10 protein-coding genes and 2 pseudogenes are annotated in these 15,061 nt (G+C 71.7%); 8 read left to right on the top strand and 4 right to left on the bottom strand.

Going from position 1 to position 15,061, the window contains the following annotated elements:
• The first annotated feature begins 19 nt into the window (after positions 1-19).
• The 6 genes and pseudogenes from BJ964_RS02685 to BJ964_RS02665 all read left to right on the top strand — a co-directional run bounded on the left by BJ964_RS02685 (position 20) and on the right by BJ964_RS02665 (position 5,980).
• On the top strand, positions 20-805 hold the full coding sequence (locus tag BJ964_RS02685) for a 2,3-dihydro-2,3-dihydroxybenzoate dehydrogenase (RefSeq protein ID WP_188119180.1): 786 nt from the start codon (positions 20-22) through the stop codon (positions 803-805).
• A 42-nt stretch (positions 806-847) separates the two neighbouring features.
• The gene (locus tag BJ964_RS02680; RefSeq protein WP_188119179.1) at positions 848-1,996 is read left to right on the top strand and encodes an isochorismate synthase; all 1,149 of its coding nucleotides are present in this window, start codon (positions 848-850) and stop codon (positions 1,994-1,996) included.
• On the top strand, positions 1,986-3,584 hold the full coding sequence (locus tag BJ964_RS02675; RefSeq protein ID WP_188119178.1) for a (2,3-dihydroxybenzoyl)adenylate synthase: 1,599 nt from the start codon (positions 1,986-1,988) through the stop codon (positions 3,582-3,584). The genes BJ964_RS02680 and BJ964_RS02675 overlap by 11 nt, the downstream gene beginning before the upstream one ends.
• On the top strand, positions 3,584-4,225 hold the full coding sequence (locus tag BJ964_RS02670; RefSeq protein ID WP_188119177.1) for an isochorismatase family protein: 642 nt from the start codon (positions 3,584-3,586) through the stop codon (positions 4,223-4,225). The genes BJ964_RS02675 and BJ964_RS02670 overlap by 1 nt, the downstream gene beginning before the upstream one ends.
• Before the next feature lie 246 nt (positions 4,226-4,471).
• Positions 4,472-4,828, top strand: a pseudogene (locus BJ964_RS49485) (enterochelin esterase domain-containing protein); the annotation flags it as partial.
• Positions 4,829-5,122: 294 nt separating this feature from the next.
• Positions 5,123-5,980, top strand: a complete 858-nt coding sequence (locus BJ964_RS02665) for an alpha/beta hydrolase (protein ID WP_229806681.1) — start codon at positions 5,123-5,125, stop codon at positions 5,978-5,980.
• Positions 5,981-6,776: 796 nt separating this feature from the next.
• Here BJ964_RS02665 and BJ964_RS02660 read toward each other — a convergent pair.
• From BJ964_RS02660 to BJ964_RS02645, 4 genes and pseudogenes are all read right to left on the bottom strand, one after another.
• Entirely contained in the window at positions 6,777-7,949 is a 1,173-nt protein-coding gene (locus BJ964_RS02660; RefSeq protein WP_239163863.1) for a CynX/NimT family MFS transporter, read from the bottom strand.
• Between the two features lie 36 nt (positions 7,950-7,985).
• Positions 7,986-8,828, bottom strand: coding sequence for a siderophore-interacting protein (locus BJ964_RS02655; protein ID WP_188119174.1), 843 nt, complete (start codon positions 8,826-8,828; stop codon positions 7,986-7,988).
• Positions 8,829-9,849: 1,021 nt separating this feature from the next.
• Positions 9,850-10,395 (bottom strand): annotated as a pseudogene (locus tag BJ964_RS47710) (Pecanex-like protein 1); the annotation flags it as partial.
• 387 nt (positions 10,396-10,782) lie between these two features.
• Positions 10,783-11,544 carry a glycerophosphodiester phosphodiesterase family protein gene (locus tag BJ964_RS02645; protein ID WP_229806682.1) on the bottom strand — a complete coding sequence of 254 codons (762 nt, stop codon included), beginning with the start codon at positions 11,542-11,544 and terminating at the stop codon, positions 10,783-10,785.
• Positions 11,545-11,832: 288 nt separating this feature from the next.
• Here BJ964_RS02645 and BJ964_RS48990 point away from each other — a divergent pair, with 288 nt between their 5' ends.
• Complete coding sequence (locus BJ964_RS48990) at positions 11,833-14,043, top strand: FAD-dependent oxidoreductase (RefSeq protein WP_188119171.1); 2,211 nt, start codon at positions 11,833-11,835, stop codon at positions 14,041-14,043.
• A gap of 259 nt (positions 14,044-14,302) precedes the next feature.
• Positions 14,303-14,995 carry an L-type lectin-domain containing protein gene (locus BJ964_RS02635; RefSeq protein WP_223149811.1) on the top strand — a complete coding sequence of 231 codons (693 nt, stop codon included), beginning with the start codon at positions 14,303-14,305 and terminating at the stop codon, positions 14,993-14,995.
• The last annotated feature ends 66 nt before the right edge of the window (positions 14,996-15,061 follow it).

Raw genomic sequence — 15,061 nt, 5'->3', positions numbered from 1 at the left:
CCTAAGGAGCGGTGCCGTCATGCCCCTGGACAGGGAAAACGTGCCCGGCCTCGCCGGGAAGACCGCCCTGGTCACCGGCGCCGGGCAGGGGATCGGCCGGGCCGTCGCGGTCGCGCTGGCCGGCGAAGGCGCCCGGGTCGCCGCCGCCGACCGCTCCGAGACGGGCGTCAAGCTCCTCGCCGACGAGTACCCGGGCATCCTTCCGCAGGTCGCCGACGTCACCTCGGCCGAGCAGGTGGAAGCCGTCGTGGACGCCACCGAGCGCCTCCTCGGCCCCCTCGACCTGCTGGTCAACGTGGCCGGCGTGCTGCACATGGGCGACGTCGTCGACCTCACCGACGACGCCTGGGCGCAGACCTTCGCGGTCAACACCACCGGCGTCTTCCACGTCAGCCGGGCCGTCGCCCGGCGGATGGTCCCGCGCCGCTCCGGCGCCATCGTCACGGTCTCCTCGAACGCGGCCGGCGTGCCCCGCTCCGGCATGTCCGCCTACGCCGCGTCGAAGGCCGCCAGCACCATGTTCACCAAGTGTCTCGGCCTCGAACTGGCGCCGTACGGGATCCGCTGCAACGTGGTCGCCCCCGGCTCCACCGACACGCCGATGCAACGGCAGCTCTGGACCGACGGCGTACCCGCACCGGTCCTCGACGGCGACCCGGCCACCTTCCGGGTCGGCATCCCGCTCGGGCGCATCGCCACCCCGGAGGACGTCGCCGACGCCGTGCTGTTCCTCGCCTCCGACCGGGCGCGGCACATCACCATGCACGACCTGTACGTCGACGGCGGCGCCACCCTCCGAGCCTGATCACCGACCGGCCACCCTTTGCCGGTGAAGGGAGAGTCATCCGTGTCCGTCGCAGTCTCCACCCTCGACGGAGCCGACCTGCTCGACGCCTACCAGGCCGGGCAGTCGTCGGTGTTCGTGTCGCCGCGCGGCACCCTCCTCGCCGAGGGCGTGCACTCGGAGGTGAACACGTCCGGCCTCGCCGACCTGCCGGAGCAGGTCGCGGCCGTCTTCGGAACCTGCGGGCACCCGGTCCGTACCGTGATCGGGGCCGTCCCGTTCGCGCCCGACGCGCCGGCCCGCCTCGTCGTCCCCCGGCGTCTGCGGCGTGCGCCCGTCCTCGGCGCCGCGCCCGCCGTACCGGCCGCCTCGGCCGCACGGGAGAGCCTGCCGCCGATCCCCGACCCCGGGTACGTCGCCGCGGTGGCCCGGGCGGTCGAGGAGATCCAGGCCGGCGTGTACACCAAGGTCGTGCTGGCCCGCGCGCTGCGGCTGGCGGCGCCAGGCTTCGACCCGGCCCCGGTGGTGCGCGCCCTCGCGTACGGCGGCGCCGGCACGTACACCTTCGGCATCGACCTCGGTGGCGGCCGCACGCTCCTGGGCGCCAGCCCCGAACTGCAGGTGGCACGGCACGGCCGGACCGTCTCGGCGAACCCGCTCGCCGGGTCCATCCCGCGCAGCACCGACCCGGCCGAGGACGCCCGCCGGGCTGCCGGGCTGCTGGAGTCCGCCAAGGACCTGCACGAGCACACGTTCGCCAGCGAGGCGGTGGCCGAGGGGCTGCGGCCGTACTGCCGGAACCTGCGGGTGCCGTCCGAGCCGACGCTGACCGCCACCCCGACCATGTGGCACCTCGGCTCACGGATCACCGGCGAGATCGTCGACCCGGACGTGTCCTCGCTGGCCCTGGCCACCGCCCTGCACCCGACCCCGGCCGTCTGCGGCACCCCGCCGGCCGCGGCCCGCCGGGCGATCGCCGAGCTGGAGCCGTTCGACCGCGGCTTCTTCGCCGGCATGGTCGGCTGGGCGGACGCCGACGGCGACGGCGAGTGGGCGGTCACCATCCGGTGCGCGACCGCCGGGCCGGAGGGCCTCGACGTGTACGCCGGAGCCGGCATCGTGGCCGCCTCCGACCCGCACGCCGAACTCGCCGAGACGACCGCCAAACTCGGCACGATGCTGACCGCCCTGGGAGTGTTCAATGTGGCCTGACGACTTCGCCGAGCGGTACCGCAAACTCGGCTACTGGACCGGTCAGACCCTGTTCGACCTGCTCAGCACGGCCGCCGAGAAGTTCGGCGACCGCGATGCGGTCATCGACGGCGACGCCCGGGTCAGCTATCGGTCACTCCACGAGCGCGCCCTGCGCCTCGCGGCGGGCCTGCACGATTTCGGGGTACGGCGGGGCGATCGGGTCGTGGTGCAACTGCCGAACACGGCCGCCTACTTCGACGTGATCTTCGCGCTGTTCCGTCTCGGGGCGCTGCCCGTCTTCGCCCTGCCCGCCCACCGCGGCGCCGAGATCGGCTACTTCTGCTCGCACACGTCCGCGGTCGCGCTGATCACCACCGACGTGTACGACGGCTTCGACCACCGCACGCTCGCCCCGGTGGCCGGCACCGCCAAGCTCATCGTGGCCGGCGACCCGGGTTCGCACACCGCCCTCGAATCTCTTTACACCTCTTCCGTCTTTTCGCTTCCTGCTGGTCCAGGCCCTTCCGACCTGGCGTTCCTCCAGCTCTCCGGCGGGAGCACCGGCCTGCCGAAACTGATCCCGCGGACCCACGACGACTACCTCTACAGCGTCCGGGCCAGCGCCGAGATCTGCGAACTCGACCCGGACAGCTCCTACCTCGTGGTGCTGCCGGTGGCACACAACTTCCCGATGTCGTCGCCCGGCGTCCTCGGCGTCTTCCACGCCGGCGGCAAGGTGGTGCTGTCCACCACGCCCGACCCGGCCCGGGTGTTCCCGCTGATCGAACGGGAACAGGTCACCATCGCGGCCCTCGTACCGCCGCTCGCCCTGGTCTGGCTCGACGCCGCGGCCAACCTCGGCACCGGCCTGCCCAGCCTGGAGGTCCTCCAGGTGGGCGGGGCGAAACTGCTCGACTCGGTCGCCGCCCGGGTCGAGCCGGTGCTCGGCTGCAAACTCCAGCAGGTGTTCGGCATGGCCGAAGGCCTGGTCAACTACACCCGCCTCGACGACGGCGACGACGTCGTCCTGCACACCCAGGGCCGGCCGATCTCCCCCGACGACGAGGTGCTGGTGGTCGACGACTCCGACGTCCCGGTGCCGGACGGCACCGTCGGGCACCTGCTGACCCGCGGGCCGTACACGATCCGCGGCTACTGGCGGGCCGACGAGCACAACCGGACCGCGTTCACCGACGACGGCTTCTACCGCACCGGCGACCTGGTCCGGCGGCTCGACGGCGGCTACCTGGTCGTCGAAGGCCGGGCCAAGGACCAGATCAACCGCGGCGGCGAGAAGATCGCCGCCGAGGAGGTCGAGGACCACCTGCTCACCCACCCGGCCGTACACGACGCCGCCGTCGTCTCGGTGCCGGACACCTACCTGGGCGAGCGCAGCTGCGCGTTCGTCGTGGTCAAGGACGGGATGACCGCCCCGAGACTGCGTGACATCCGCGAGCACCTGCGGGACCGCGGCCTGGCCACCTTCAAGATCCCCGACCGGCTCCGGGTGGTGGACGGCTTCCCGGTCACCGGCGTCGGCAAGACCAGCCGCCGCGAACTGCGCGCCCTCCTCCGCGAACTCGCCGCATCGAAAGGAACAGCCTGATGCTTCCCCGCATCACCCCCTACCACATCCCCGGTGGCTTCAGCCGGGCCGGCGGCAAGGTCGACTGGCGGGTCGACCCGTCCCGGGCCGCGCTGCTCGTGCACGACATGCAGAACTACTTCCTGGCCCCGTTCGGCACCGCCGACAACGCGCTGCTGTCCAAGGTGGTCGACAACATCGCCACACTGCGGGAACACGCCGCCCGCACCGGGATCCCGGTGTTCTTCTCCGCCCAGCCCGGCGGCCAGTCCCGCGAAGAACGCGGCCTGCTCCAGGACTTCTGGGGCGACGGCCCGCCCGCCGACCCGCATGCCCTGGCCATCACCGAGGCGCTGCGCCCGGCCCCCGGCGACGTGGTCCTGACCAAGCGCCGCTACAGCGCCTTCGTCGGCACCGACCTGGCCGACCGGCTCGGCTCCCGCGACCAGCTGATCGTCACCGGCGTGTACGCCCACATCGGCGTCCTGGCCACCGCGCTGGACGCGTTCATGCGCGGCATCAAGCCGTTCGTGGTCACCGACGCGATCGCCGACTTCAGCCCCGCCCACCACGCCGACGCCCTCCGGCACATCCAGACCCGCTGCGGCGTGGTGGCCCCCACCGCCGAACTCACCGCCGACCTGCTGACCCCCACCGCCTGACCCACCTGCTAACCCCCCCACCGCCTAACTCACCTGCTCATCCCTCCACCGCCTAACTCACCTGCTCATCCCTCCACCGCCTGACCCACCTGCTCATCCCCCACCGCCTGACCTTCCGGGCGGCCCTGTTCAGGCCCGGTGTGCCGGCACTTCCTCGGTCTCGGTGCACCGGGCCGTCCCACCCTTCAGCCGACTCTCAGGGCTGTCTCGAACCGCCTGAGACAGCCCTGCCGTGGAGGTTGTCCGATGTCGACGAGCGTGCCGATCACCTCGGTGCCGCCGCAGGTGCCCCGACCGTCACCTCCGGTCATCGCCGAGAGCCCGCGCATCGAGGCGTTACGGAATGCCGGCCCGGATACCCTGGCCCGGTTCTGGGCAGACATCGAACGCGACGGCGCACCCCTGATCGAGAAGGACGGCGACGCGGTCCTGATCACCTTCGTCTGGCGCGAGACCCGACCGGTCCGCGACGTCCTCGCCCTGGTCAACAAACTCGTTGACCGCGCCGACCTGGACCGCTCCCGCATGCGGAAGATGCCCGGCACCGACCTGTGGCACCTCACCTACCGCGTCCGAGACGACTGGCAGGCCACCTACCACCTCGCCCCCGACCACATCCCCGCTGACATCCCTAGCCACATCGCACCCAGCCCCAGCCCCAGCCCCAGCCTTGGCCCCAGCTCTGGCCTTGGCCCCAGCTCTGGCCTTGGCCCCAGCTCTGGCCTTGGCCCCAGCTCTGGCCTTGGCCCCAGCTCTGGCCCTGGCTCCAGCCCTGGCCCTGGCCCTGGCCGCCCCAGCCCTGGCCACATCGCATCCGATCCCAGCGCCGGACACATCGCGCCCGATCACGGCCCGGGGGCCCCGCAGCCCGGCGGCCCCGCTGGCCATCGGGCTTTCGTGGCCTCAGCCGATTCCGTGCGGCTGCAGGCCGTCGCGGCGAACGGGGTGCCCGACCCGCTCAACCCGGTGACGTTTCCGCAGGAGCGGCCGCCGCACAAATCGGTCGCCGCGGCGCCCGCCGCCGCGCCGGAGCCGTGCTGGTGGCGGCCCGATCCGGCGTCGCCGGCCGGGATCCTGGACGAGGCCACGGTCGACGGACGCCGGGTGTGGCGCTACCGGCCGCCCGGACACACGGTCGCCGCCGGGCCGTACCCGCTACTGCTCCTGCTCGACGGCGACCTGTGGGGCACGCTGCTGCCGGTCGCCCCGATCCTGGACAACCTGATCGCCTCCGGCCGCATCCCGCCGGTGGTGGCCCTGCTCCCGGACGGCGCCGACCACGCCACCCGCTCCACCGAGTACGCCTGCGACCCCGGCCACGCCGCCTTCCTGGCCGCCCTCCCGTCATCACCCGCGGGCCGTGACCTGGCGCCGACCACCGACCCGGCCCGTACCGTCATCGCCGGGCAGAGCCTGGGCGGCCTGATGGCGGCGTTCACCGCGGTCACCCACCCGGACCGCTTCGGCAACGTACTGAGCCAGTCCGGCGCCTTCTGGTGGAAGAGCCACACCCCAGGCGACGAGGAGGCCGAGTGGCTGGCCCACCATCTAGCCGTCACCAAACGCCGCCCGGTCCACTGGCACGTCGAGGTGGGCCTGGACGAGTGGGTGACGCTGGGCCCCAACCGCCGCCTCCGCGACGTCCTGCTGGCCCGCGGCTACCCGCTCTCCTACGCCGAGTTCGCCGGCGGCCACGACCGCCTCTGCTGGCGCGAACGCCTCGGCTCCGCCCTCACCGCCCTCCTCGCCCCTTGAGGCATCCCACTTCCTCCCACTCACTCACTCGTCACCACCCGCCAAGGCCGATCTTGGACGTTTGACCATCGCATGGAGCGACAAAACGTCCAAGATCGCGCTACGCGGTGTCAGTGAGGGCAGGCGGTGGGCGATCTAGGGCGTTTGGTTGCCGGTTGGGGTGGTCAAACGTCCAAGGTCGTGTAGCGCGGGGTTGGCAAGCGCGAGCGTGGACGATCTTGAGCCTTTGGCTACCGGGCGAGGTGGCAAACCGTCCAAGATCGCGCTACGCGTGTCGGCGAGCGTGAGCGTGGGCGATCTTGGACGTTTGACCATCGCATGGAGCGACAAAACGTCCAAGATCGCGCTACGCGGTGTCAGTGAGGGCAGGCGGTGGGCGATCTAGGACGTTTGGTTGCCGGTTGGGGTGGTCAAACGTCCAAGGTCGTGTAGCGCGGGGTTGGGAAGCGTGAGCGTGGGCGATCTTGGGCTCTTGGTTGCCGGGCGAGGTGGCAAACCGTCCAAGGTCACGTTGGGTGTGTCGGCGAGCGCGGGTGGTGGGCGATCTTGGGCGATTGGCGACCAGATGGGGTGGTCAAACGTCCAAGGTCGTGTAGCGCGGGGTTGGCGAGCGTGAGCGTGGGCGATCTTGGGCTCTTGGTTGCCGGGCGAGGTGGCAAACCGTCCAAGGTCACGTTGGGTGTGTCGGCGAGCGTGAGCGTGGGCGATCTTGGGCGATTGGCTACCGGATGGGGTGGGGAAGCGTCCAAGGTCGGCGGCGGCGGGAGGGCGGAGGGAGAGCGGGGGAGGGGGAGGGCTAGAGCTGGCGGTTTTGGCCGGCGAAGTAGCCGGCTGTGAGCTGGGGGAACATCAGGGCGATCATCAGGGCCAGGGGGAGCCGCCAGCCGTGGGAGACCTCGTGCAGGAGGCCGACCACGATCGGGCCGGGGATGGCGATGAGGTAGCCGACGCTCTGGGCGAAGGCGGACAGCCGGACCACCGTGGCGGGTGTGCGGCCGCGCAGCGCGATCATGGTGAGGGCCAGGGGGAAGGCGGCGTTCACGACGCCGAGGAGGGTGGCCCACAGCCACGGGGCGGCGGCCGGCGAGAACCACAGGCCGGTCCAGCCGGCGATGCCGAACAGGCCGAGCGCCACCGCGATGCCGCTCTGTGAGCGGAGACGGCCGGCGTACGCGGACAGCAGGAACGACAACGGCACGCCGAGCAGGGACGTCACCGCGAACAGGATGCCGGCCAGCGAGGCGGACAGGCCGGCGTCGCGGTAGATCTGCGGCAGCCAGCCGATGATCACGTACGCCGAGGTGGACTGCATGCCGAAGTACACGGCCAGCGCCCATGCGACCGGGTGCCGGCTCACCCGTACCGGAGACGGGGTCTGATCTTGATCTTGCGGGGTCGCGGACCGGGAGCGGGCCAGCAGGAGCCACGGCGGCAGGGCGACCACCGCGGCGAGCGCCCAGCAGGCGAGACCGAGCCGCCAGTCGCCGTCGAACGCGCCGGTGAGCGGCACGGTGGCCGCCGCGGCCGTGGTGGCGCCGATGTTGAGCGCCACCGAGTAGAGGCCGGTGACCGTGCCCACCCGGTCCGGGAAGCGTTCCTTGACGATCGACGGCAGCAGCACGTTGACCAGCGCGATCCCGGCCAGCGCCACGGCGCTGAAGAGCAGGAACGGGGCGGGCGCGCCGGTGTACGGCCGCACCACCAGGCCGACGGTGAGCAGGACGAGCCCACCGAGGATCACCCGCGCGGCGCCGAAACGCCGGGCCAGGCGGGGCGCCGCCAGGCCGATCAAGGCGAAACAGACCACCGGTACGGACGTGAGCAGTCCCGCCGTCGTGGCGCTCATGCCCAGCCCGGTCCGGATCTCGGTGAGCACCGGCCCGATGCTGGTGACCGCGAGCCGCAGGTTGACCGCGGCCAGAATGAGCGCGACGAGCGCCCCGAGATGGGTCTTCTGCTTGATCAGCACCAGCACCATGGTATTGAGTGCCGGGCGTCACACTCCTTACACGGTGGCGGTCGCGGGCTCCTGCTCGCGTTCGACCTGCGCATTCCACTCGGCTTTGCTGGACTGCCAGCCGTCCTCGTTCATGCCGCGGCGCCAGTACCCCGAGACGGAGAGCTGGCTCATCGGCAGGCCGAGCTCGACCCGCAGCAGCCGGCGCAGGTCACGCACGAAGGTGGCCTCGCCGTGCACGAACGCCTGCACCCGTCCGGCCGGGAACTCCAGCCCGCGCACCGCCGCGACGAGCGGCTCGCCGACCGGCCGCCCGCCCCGGTGCAGCCAGGTGATCTCGGCGTCGCCCGGGCAGTCGAACTTCTGCTCCTCCTCCGGCCCGGCGACCTCGATGAACGCCTGGACCGGCGCACCTTCCGGCATCCGCTCCAGGGCGGCGCTGATGGCCGGGATGGCGCTCTCGTCGCCGGCGATCAGGTGCCAGTCGGCCGAGGCGTCCGGCGCGTAGCCACCGCCCGGCCCCATGAACCGGAACGGATCGCCCGGCCGGGCCCGCGCCGCCCACGGCCCGGCGACGCCCTCGTCGCCGTGCACCACGAAGTCGACCCACATCTCGCCGGCTTCGGGCGCCCATCGGCGGACCGTGTAGGTGCGCACGACGGGCCACGTCTCACGCGGCATCGACTCGCGGATCAGGCCCATGTCGAACGGCGCCGGATAGTCCACGCCGGCCTGGGGGAAGAGCACCTTGATGTAGTGGTCGGTGAACTGCCCGGCCTGGATCCGAGTCAGAGCGTCACCGCCGACCACCACCCGCACCATGTGCGGAGTCAGCTGCTCCACCCGGGTGACCACGGCCTCGTGGCACGGTCGCGCGGGTCTGTTCGCCATGACTGCACCTCACTGCCGGTGGGACTGATCTCGGCAGGTAAGGCTACCCTTATTCGCGGCGATCTACCGCCCGGCCTCAGGTTTCCTGGAATTTTCTCACCCGGAAGCGAACTCGGACACCGATCGGCGGACACTCCCCGTATCGGTCGCCGCCGCTCAACGGCTCCCGGTCGCGATCATGAAAGGCCGCGCGGTGATCCTTGTCACTCACGTATGAGGGAGGGGCGGGACCCGATCGGGTCCCGCCCCTCCCTACGTTGCTTCGCGCCGGTCAGTTCCAGGAACGGGGCCGGGTCCGCATGAAGGCCGCGATGACCAGGCCGACCAGGACCAGGACCGCGCCGCCGCCGATCCACGCCAGGTTGTTGCTGACCAGGGCGATCGGGCCGCTCTGCTGGGCCGGCGGTTCGGCCACCACGGTGTCGGAGGTGCTCTCCGGCTCGTCGGGCGCGCCGTTGCCGGGGTCGGCGGCGAGCGCCGGGCCGTCGGTCTCGGTCGCCTCGGGCTCCGGGTCGAACTCCGGCTGGGCCGTCGCCTTCTTGGTCGGCTTCTTGGTCGGCGCCGTCGTCTCGTCGCTGCCGGAGTTCTCGTTCTCGTTGCCGGAGCCGCCGGTCGTACCGGTGGTGGTCTCCTCCGTCGGCTCCGAGGTGGCGGTCCCGCCGTTGTTGGAGGTGCCCGCGGTCTCGTCGTCGCCGCCGGTCGTGGTGGTCGTCGAGTTGGTGCGCGGCGTCGCGGTCACCGTGGTGCGGTTCGGTGTCGCGGTGGTCGTCTTCGTCGTCGGCTTCGTCGTCGGCTTCGTGGTCGTCTTGGTGGTCGGCGCCGCGCTGGTCGGGGGCGTGGTCGGGGTGACGCCACCGCTGTTGGTGTTGTTCCCGCCGTTGTTGTTGCCGCCGCCGTTGTTCTGACCGCCGCCGTTGTTGTTGCCGCCGTTGTTCTGGCCGCCACCGTTGTTGTTCTGGCCGCCGCCGTTGTTGCCGCCGTTGTTGTTGTTCCCGCCGCCGTTCTGGCCACCGTTGGCGGCCCGGACGGTGATCCGGACGGAGTCGAGGGCGGGCGTCTGGTTGGCGCGCTCCATCATCGGGATCCGGTGCGAGCCGTCACCGGCCCAGGACGAGCACTGTGCGGTGCCCTCCTGCGGGAGGCCCGGCACCTGGATGGTGACGGTGTCCGGGTCGGCGCCGCCGCGGCGGTCCTCGGTGGCGACGAAGAACGCCGGCACCGGTGCGGACTCGGGCGCCTCCTCGGTGCTGGTCAGCATCCGGCAGGCGGTGTGGAAGTGGCCGCGGACCAGGCCGTTCTGGAGAACGCTGCTCTCCACGTAGTACCCGCCCTGGCCGGCCGCGAGGAAGCGATCCCGGATCAGGTTGCGGGTGCTGACCTGGAGCGTGAACGGGGTGCCGACGGTGACGTCGTCGGGTGCCCGGGTGATGAGCAGGGTGGGGTTGTTGGCGGCCACGCCAACCTCGCCGAACTCGGTGGACACGCATCGTTCGCCGCGCTGGAAGCCGTCGTGTGCCGGCAAGTTGCTGTCCACACAGGTGTCGGTGAGGATGGTCAGGTTGTTGCCGACCACCTTCCCGGCCCCGCTCTCGCCGGCCTTGGTGCTGCTTTCGTCGGCGGCCGAGGCGAGCTGGGTGAAACCGATGACGCCGCCGATCGCGGTGAGTACGGCACCGGCGGCCAACAGCCGGGTGCGTCGTTGACCCGAGCTTCGCATGACGAGACCTTCTTTTCCCCAAATTCCCGGACGCCGCAGACGTTAGGGACGCGTCTCACAGAAAGCAATTCCGCGCCGAGATTTGAGGAATTCTTACGGTGAATTTAAAGAAAAAATATGGGAACCGTCTTGAACTCCCAGCATCATCCGTTCGGATGATGTCGTGGGTTCATGCGATCTTGGGCAGATGCCGCTGAACTGGGAGGTTAGCGGAACAGTCTGTGAGCGGCCAACTCCTCAGCCGGACCACGAACCGCGCGCCGCATAGACGTCGCGAAGTACCTCGATGCGGTCCGTCATGATTCCGTCCACGCCCATTTCGAGCAGCCGAACCATTTCTTCCGGATCGTCGATCGTCCACACGTGCAGGTGCAGCCCGAGCCGGTGCAGATAGCCCACGAAACGTGCCGTGACCAGGGTGATCCGGCCGTGCCGGACCGGAACCTGGGCGGCGGCCACCGACTCCGGCAGGCGGACCCGGACCCCGGCGGTCGCGGCGATCCGGAGCCGGGCCACCCCGCGCATACCCAGCGAGGTGGCGATCTTCGGTCCGCCGAGCGCCCGGACCCGGGCCAGCCGGGCGTCGCTGAACGAGGCGAGCAGCACCCGGTCCTCGGCGCCGGCGGCCCGGACCGCGGCGACGGCCGGCTCGACCACGAGGTCGGACTTGACGTCGATGTTGAACCGGATCCGCGGCCAGGCGTTCAGCACGTCGTCGAGGCGGGGCACGGCGGCGGCGCCGCCCACCCGTACGGTGGCGAGGTCGGCCCAGGTCAGATCGGCGACCCGGGCGGCCCGGCCGGCGACCCGGTCGAGTTCGGCGTCGTGGATGACGACCGGGATCCCGTCGGCCGTGGCGTGCACGTCGGTCTCCACGTACCGGTAGCCCATGGCGACCGCCCGCTCGAAGGCCTCCGCGGTGTTCTCGTCACCGGCCGCGGCCCCGCCGCGATGGGCGAAGGCGAGCGGGCCGGGGCCGTCGAGGAACGGATGGCGCACCCGGGCAGTATGCCGGGCTTGTTGCACAGATGTAAAAGACGGCTCGGCCCATTGACCTCGGCCCCGGACGTGAAGATCCTTGTCCCACAGTGTGGCCGTGGCCTCGCATGAGTGGAGGGAAGAACGGTGATTTCGACGATGGCGCTCCATCAGCCGGTGCGGCCGCGGGCCCAGAAGATTCGGTTGGTGACCCGCCGGTTCGGTGCCCGGCGGCACGCCCGGCTGCGATCGATTCCCCGTCATCCCCACCTGCGCTGGACGGCGCCGCTGAGCCCGGCGGGCTGACCGGTGCCGGGCCCGGCGGTGGTGATCATCGGCGCGGGCGTCACCGGCTGTGCCATTGCCGACGAGCTGACCGCGCGGGGCTGGACCGATGTCACCGTGCTGGAGCAGGGGCCGCTCTTCGAGACCGGCGGGTCGAGTTCGCACACTCCCGGGCTGGTCTCCCAGATCGCGCCGTCGCGGACCATGACCAGGCTGGCCCGTTACACCGCGGAGAAGTACGCACGGCTCGGCTGCTACTCGCCGGTCGGCGGACTGGAACTGGCCACCACCCCGGAGCGGCTGGCCGACCTGCACCGGCGGCACGGGTTCGGGGAGGCGTGGGGGGTCCACTCCGCGGTCGTCGACCCGGCCGGCTGTCTCGCCCTCTTCCCACTGCTGGAGAAGTCGCTGGTCCTGGGCGGTCTGCACGTCCCGTCGGACGGTCTGGTGGAGGCGGTCCGGGCCGCCGAGACCCAGGCCGCGAACGCCACGGCGCGCGGCGCCCGGTTTATCGGAAATAGGCGCGTCACCAATCTGCTAACCGATAAAGGCCGGATCACCGGGGTGCGTACGGCCGAGGACGAGACCTTCCCGGCCGCCCTGGTGGTGAGCTGCACCGGATTCTGGGGCGCCACCGGCCGGCCGATCGTCCCGATGGTCCAGCAGTACGTGCGAACCACCGCGGCCGGCGCCGGCGACTCCCTGCCGATCGTCCGGCACCCCGACCGTGGCCTCTACCTGCGGGCGCACGGCGACCGGCTGGGCATCGGCGCGGTCCGGCCCGATCCGCGCCCGGTCCGGCTCGGTGACCTGCCCGGCGACGCGCACCCGGCGATGCTGCCGTTCACCCCGGACACCTTCCGGCAGTCCTGGACGGCGGCCACCGAGCTGATCCCGGCCCTGCGCGGGACCGCCCTCGACGAGGCGTACAACGGGGTGCTCGGGGTGACCGCGGACGGGTTTCCGCTGCTCGGCGAGGCCCGGGAGCCGCGTGGTCTGTGGGTCGCCGAGGCCGTTCCGGTGGCGCACTCGGCCGGCGCGGCGAAGGCCCTCACCGAGTGGATCGTCGACGGCCGTTCCGCGATCGACCTGCACGAGTGCGATCTCAACCGGTTCGATCCGGGCCGGCTCTCCCCGGAGTACGTGCGGCGCCGCGCGGTCCGCCGGCTCGCCGACGAGCAGCGGCCTGCCCACCCGGCCGACCCGCCCGGGGTCCGTGACCTGCGGATCGGGCCCTTCCACTCCCGGCAGGCCGAGCTGGGCGCGGTGTTCGATGAGGAGGGCGGCTGGGAGACCCCGCTGTGGTACGCGTCCAACCCGGCCCCCGACCCGCCGGTCACCCGTGACGAGTGGTCGGGCCGGCACTGGTCGCCGATCGCCGAGACCGAGGCCCGGCTGACGCGCCGCCGGGTCGGGCTGTTCGACCTGACCCCGCTCACCCGGATCGAGGTGACCGGCCCGTTCGCCGCCGGCGCCGACATCCCGGTCGGGACGATCCGGCCGCGGGGCGGCGTCACCGTGACACGGCTCGCCGGGTCCCGGTTCCTGATCGGCGCCAACGGCCCGCTCGACCTGGACCGGCTGCTGCGCGCCGTCCCGCCCGGCGTCACGGTGCGCGACGTCTCGGCCGGCACCTGCGCGCTCGCGGTGTGGGGTCCGGCTGCCCGGGAGCTGCTGGCCCCGCTCACCACGGTCGACCTCGCCTCCTTCGGCCACCTCCAGGCGCGGGAGGGGCACCTCGGCATGGCGCCGGTCACCCTGCTGCGGATCTCCGCCGCCGGCGAGCTGGGCTGGGAGATCTGGGCCGAGGCCGGGTACGGGCCCCGGCTGTGGGACACCCTCTGGGAGGCGGGCCGGGAGCTCGGCCTGGTCGCCGCCGGCCGCCTCGCCCGGGACGGCATGCGGATGGAGAAGGGGCACCGGCTCCGGTGGACCGACGTCACCGACGAGGACGAGGCCGATCCGGAGCGGAGCAGCGCCTGCCTGGTGCTGGCGGAGACCGGGGAGGTCCCGGTGGGTGGTGAGCCGGTGTACGCGGGCGGGTTCGTGGTGGGCCATGTGACGAGCGCGGCGTACGGATGTTCGGTGGCGGCGCCCATCGCGTACGCCTGGTTGCCGTCCGTCCTGGCGGTCCCCGGCACGCAGGTGGAGATCGGATATCTCGACCGGAGGCTGCTCGCCACCGTGACGGCCGAGCCCCTGTTCGATCCGAAACGCGAGCGCCTGCTGCGCTAGGGCCTGTTACTCGCCGGTACCCCGCCGGAAAACCGCCCATTACTGCCTACTATCGGCGATGGGTCGCTTACGCACGGTTCCCCTAAGGGGCGAAACCATCCGGGGGTAATAACGGAGACTCGCTAACGCGGCTTCGCGGACTGTCCTAGCTTTGGCCAAGTCTAAGTCGGGCAAATCCGCTGAAACGGAGCATGTCGTGCGTTTTTCTCGTTCGTCCCGAGTGGCGCGGGGCGCTCTCTGGGCCTCCGTCCTGCTTTCCATGGCCGCCGTGGCGCAATCCGGAGGAGCGTTCGCGGCCGACGGCAAGCCGCGGCCGGACCGGGAGCTGTCGCTCAGCGGGACGGCCGAACTGGTCCACCGCGAGGGTGACAGCAAGCCCATCGTCCGGCTCACGAACGACGGCTTCAAGCAGATGGGATCGGCCTGGCTGGTCAAGCCGCTGAACCTGACCCGCTCGTTCGAGGTCGAGTTCACGGCGCGCCTGCGCGGCGTCGGCCGGACCGGCGCCGACGGCATCGCCTTCGTGGTGCAGGGCATCGGCCCGCGGGTGCTCGGCGGCTGGGGCGGCGGGCTCGCCTACCGGGGCATCAGCCGCAGCGTGGCGGTGGAGTTCGACACCTACCAGAACACGCCCGACCCCAACAGCAACCACGTCGCGGTGACGCTCGGCGGTAACCCCGACCAGCACATCGCCGCCGCCGAGCCCTCGATCCCGCTGCTCGGCAAGCCGTTCCGGGCCCGGATCCGCTACGACGCCGACGCCAAACGGATCACCGCCCACGTCCGTGCCCTCGCGCCCGGCGCCACCGAAGAGCTCCTGCTCGACGAGAGCGTGGACGTCGCCGAGACCACCGGTGTGACCCACGGGTGGATCGGGTTCACCGGCGCCACCGGCGACGTGACCTCCCGCCAGGACGTCTACGACTGGGCCGTCAGCACGCCGCGGGCCTGACACCCGTTGCCTTCCTGCCGGGGCGCACGCGCCCCGGCCCGTAACCATGCTCCGGCCCGGACACCG

It is taken from the genome of Actinoplanes lobatus (genome assembly GCF_014205215.1).
GTDB lineage: Bacteria > Actinomycetota > Actinomycetes > Mycobacteriales > Micromonosporaceae > Actinoplanes > Actinoplanes lobatus.
The sequence above is the reverse complement of the archived record's forward strand: the minus strand, read 5'-3'. Positions and strand labels throughout refer to the sequence as shown.

Bases quoted from the DNA above. Each gene is read 5' to 3' on its own strand.
- BJ964_RS02685 (WP_188119180.1), top strand. From the start codon at position 20: ATGCCCCTGGACAGGGAAAACGTGCCCGGCCTCGCCGGGAAGACCGCC.
- BJ964_RS02675 (WP_188119178.1), top strand. From the start codon at position 1,986: ATGTGGCCTGACGACTTCGCCGAGCGGTACCGCAAACTCGGCTACTGG.
- BJ964_RS02670 (WP_188119177.1), top strand. From the start codon at position 3,584: ATGCTTCCCCGCATCACCCCCTACCACATCCCCGGTGGCTTCAGCCGG.
- BJ964_RS02655 (WP_188119174.1), bottom strand. From the start codon at position 8,828: ATGGCGAACAGACCCGCGCGACCGTGCCACGAGGCCGTGGTCACCCGG.
- BJ964_RS02635 (WP_223149811.1), top strand. From the start codon at position 14,303: ATGGCCGCCGTGGCGCAATCCGGAGGAGCGTTCGCGGCCGACGGCAAG.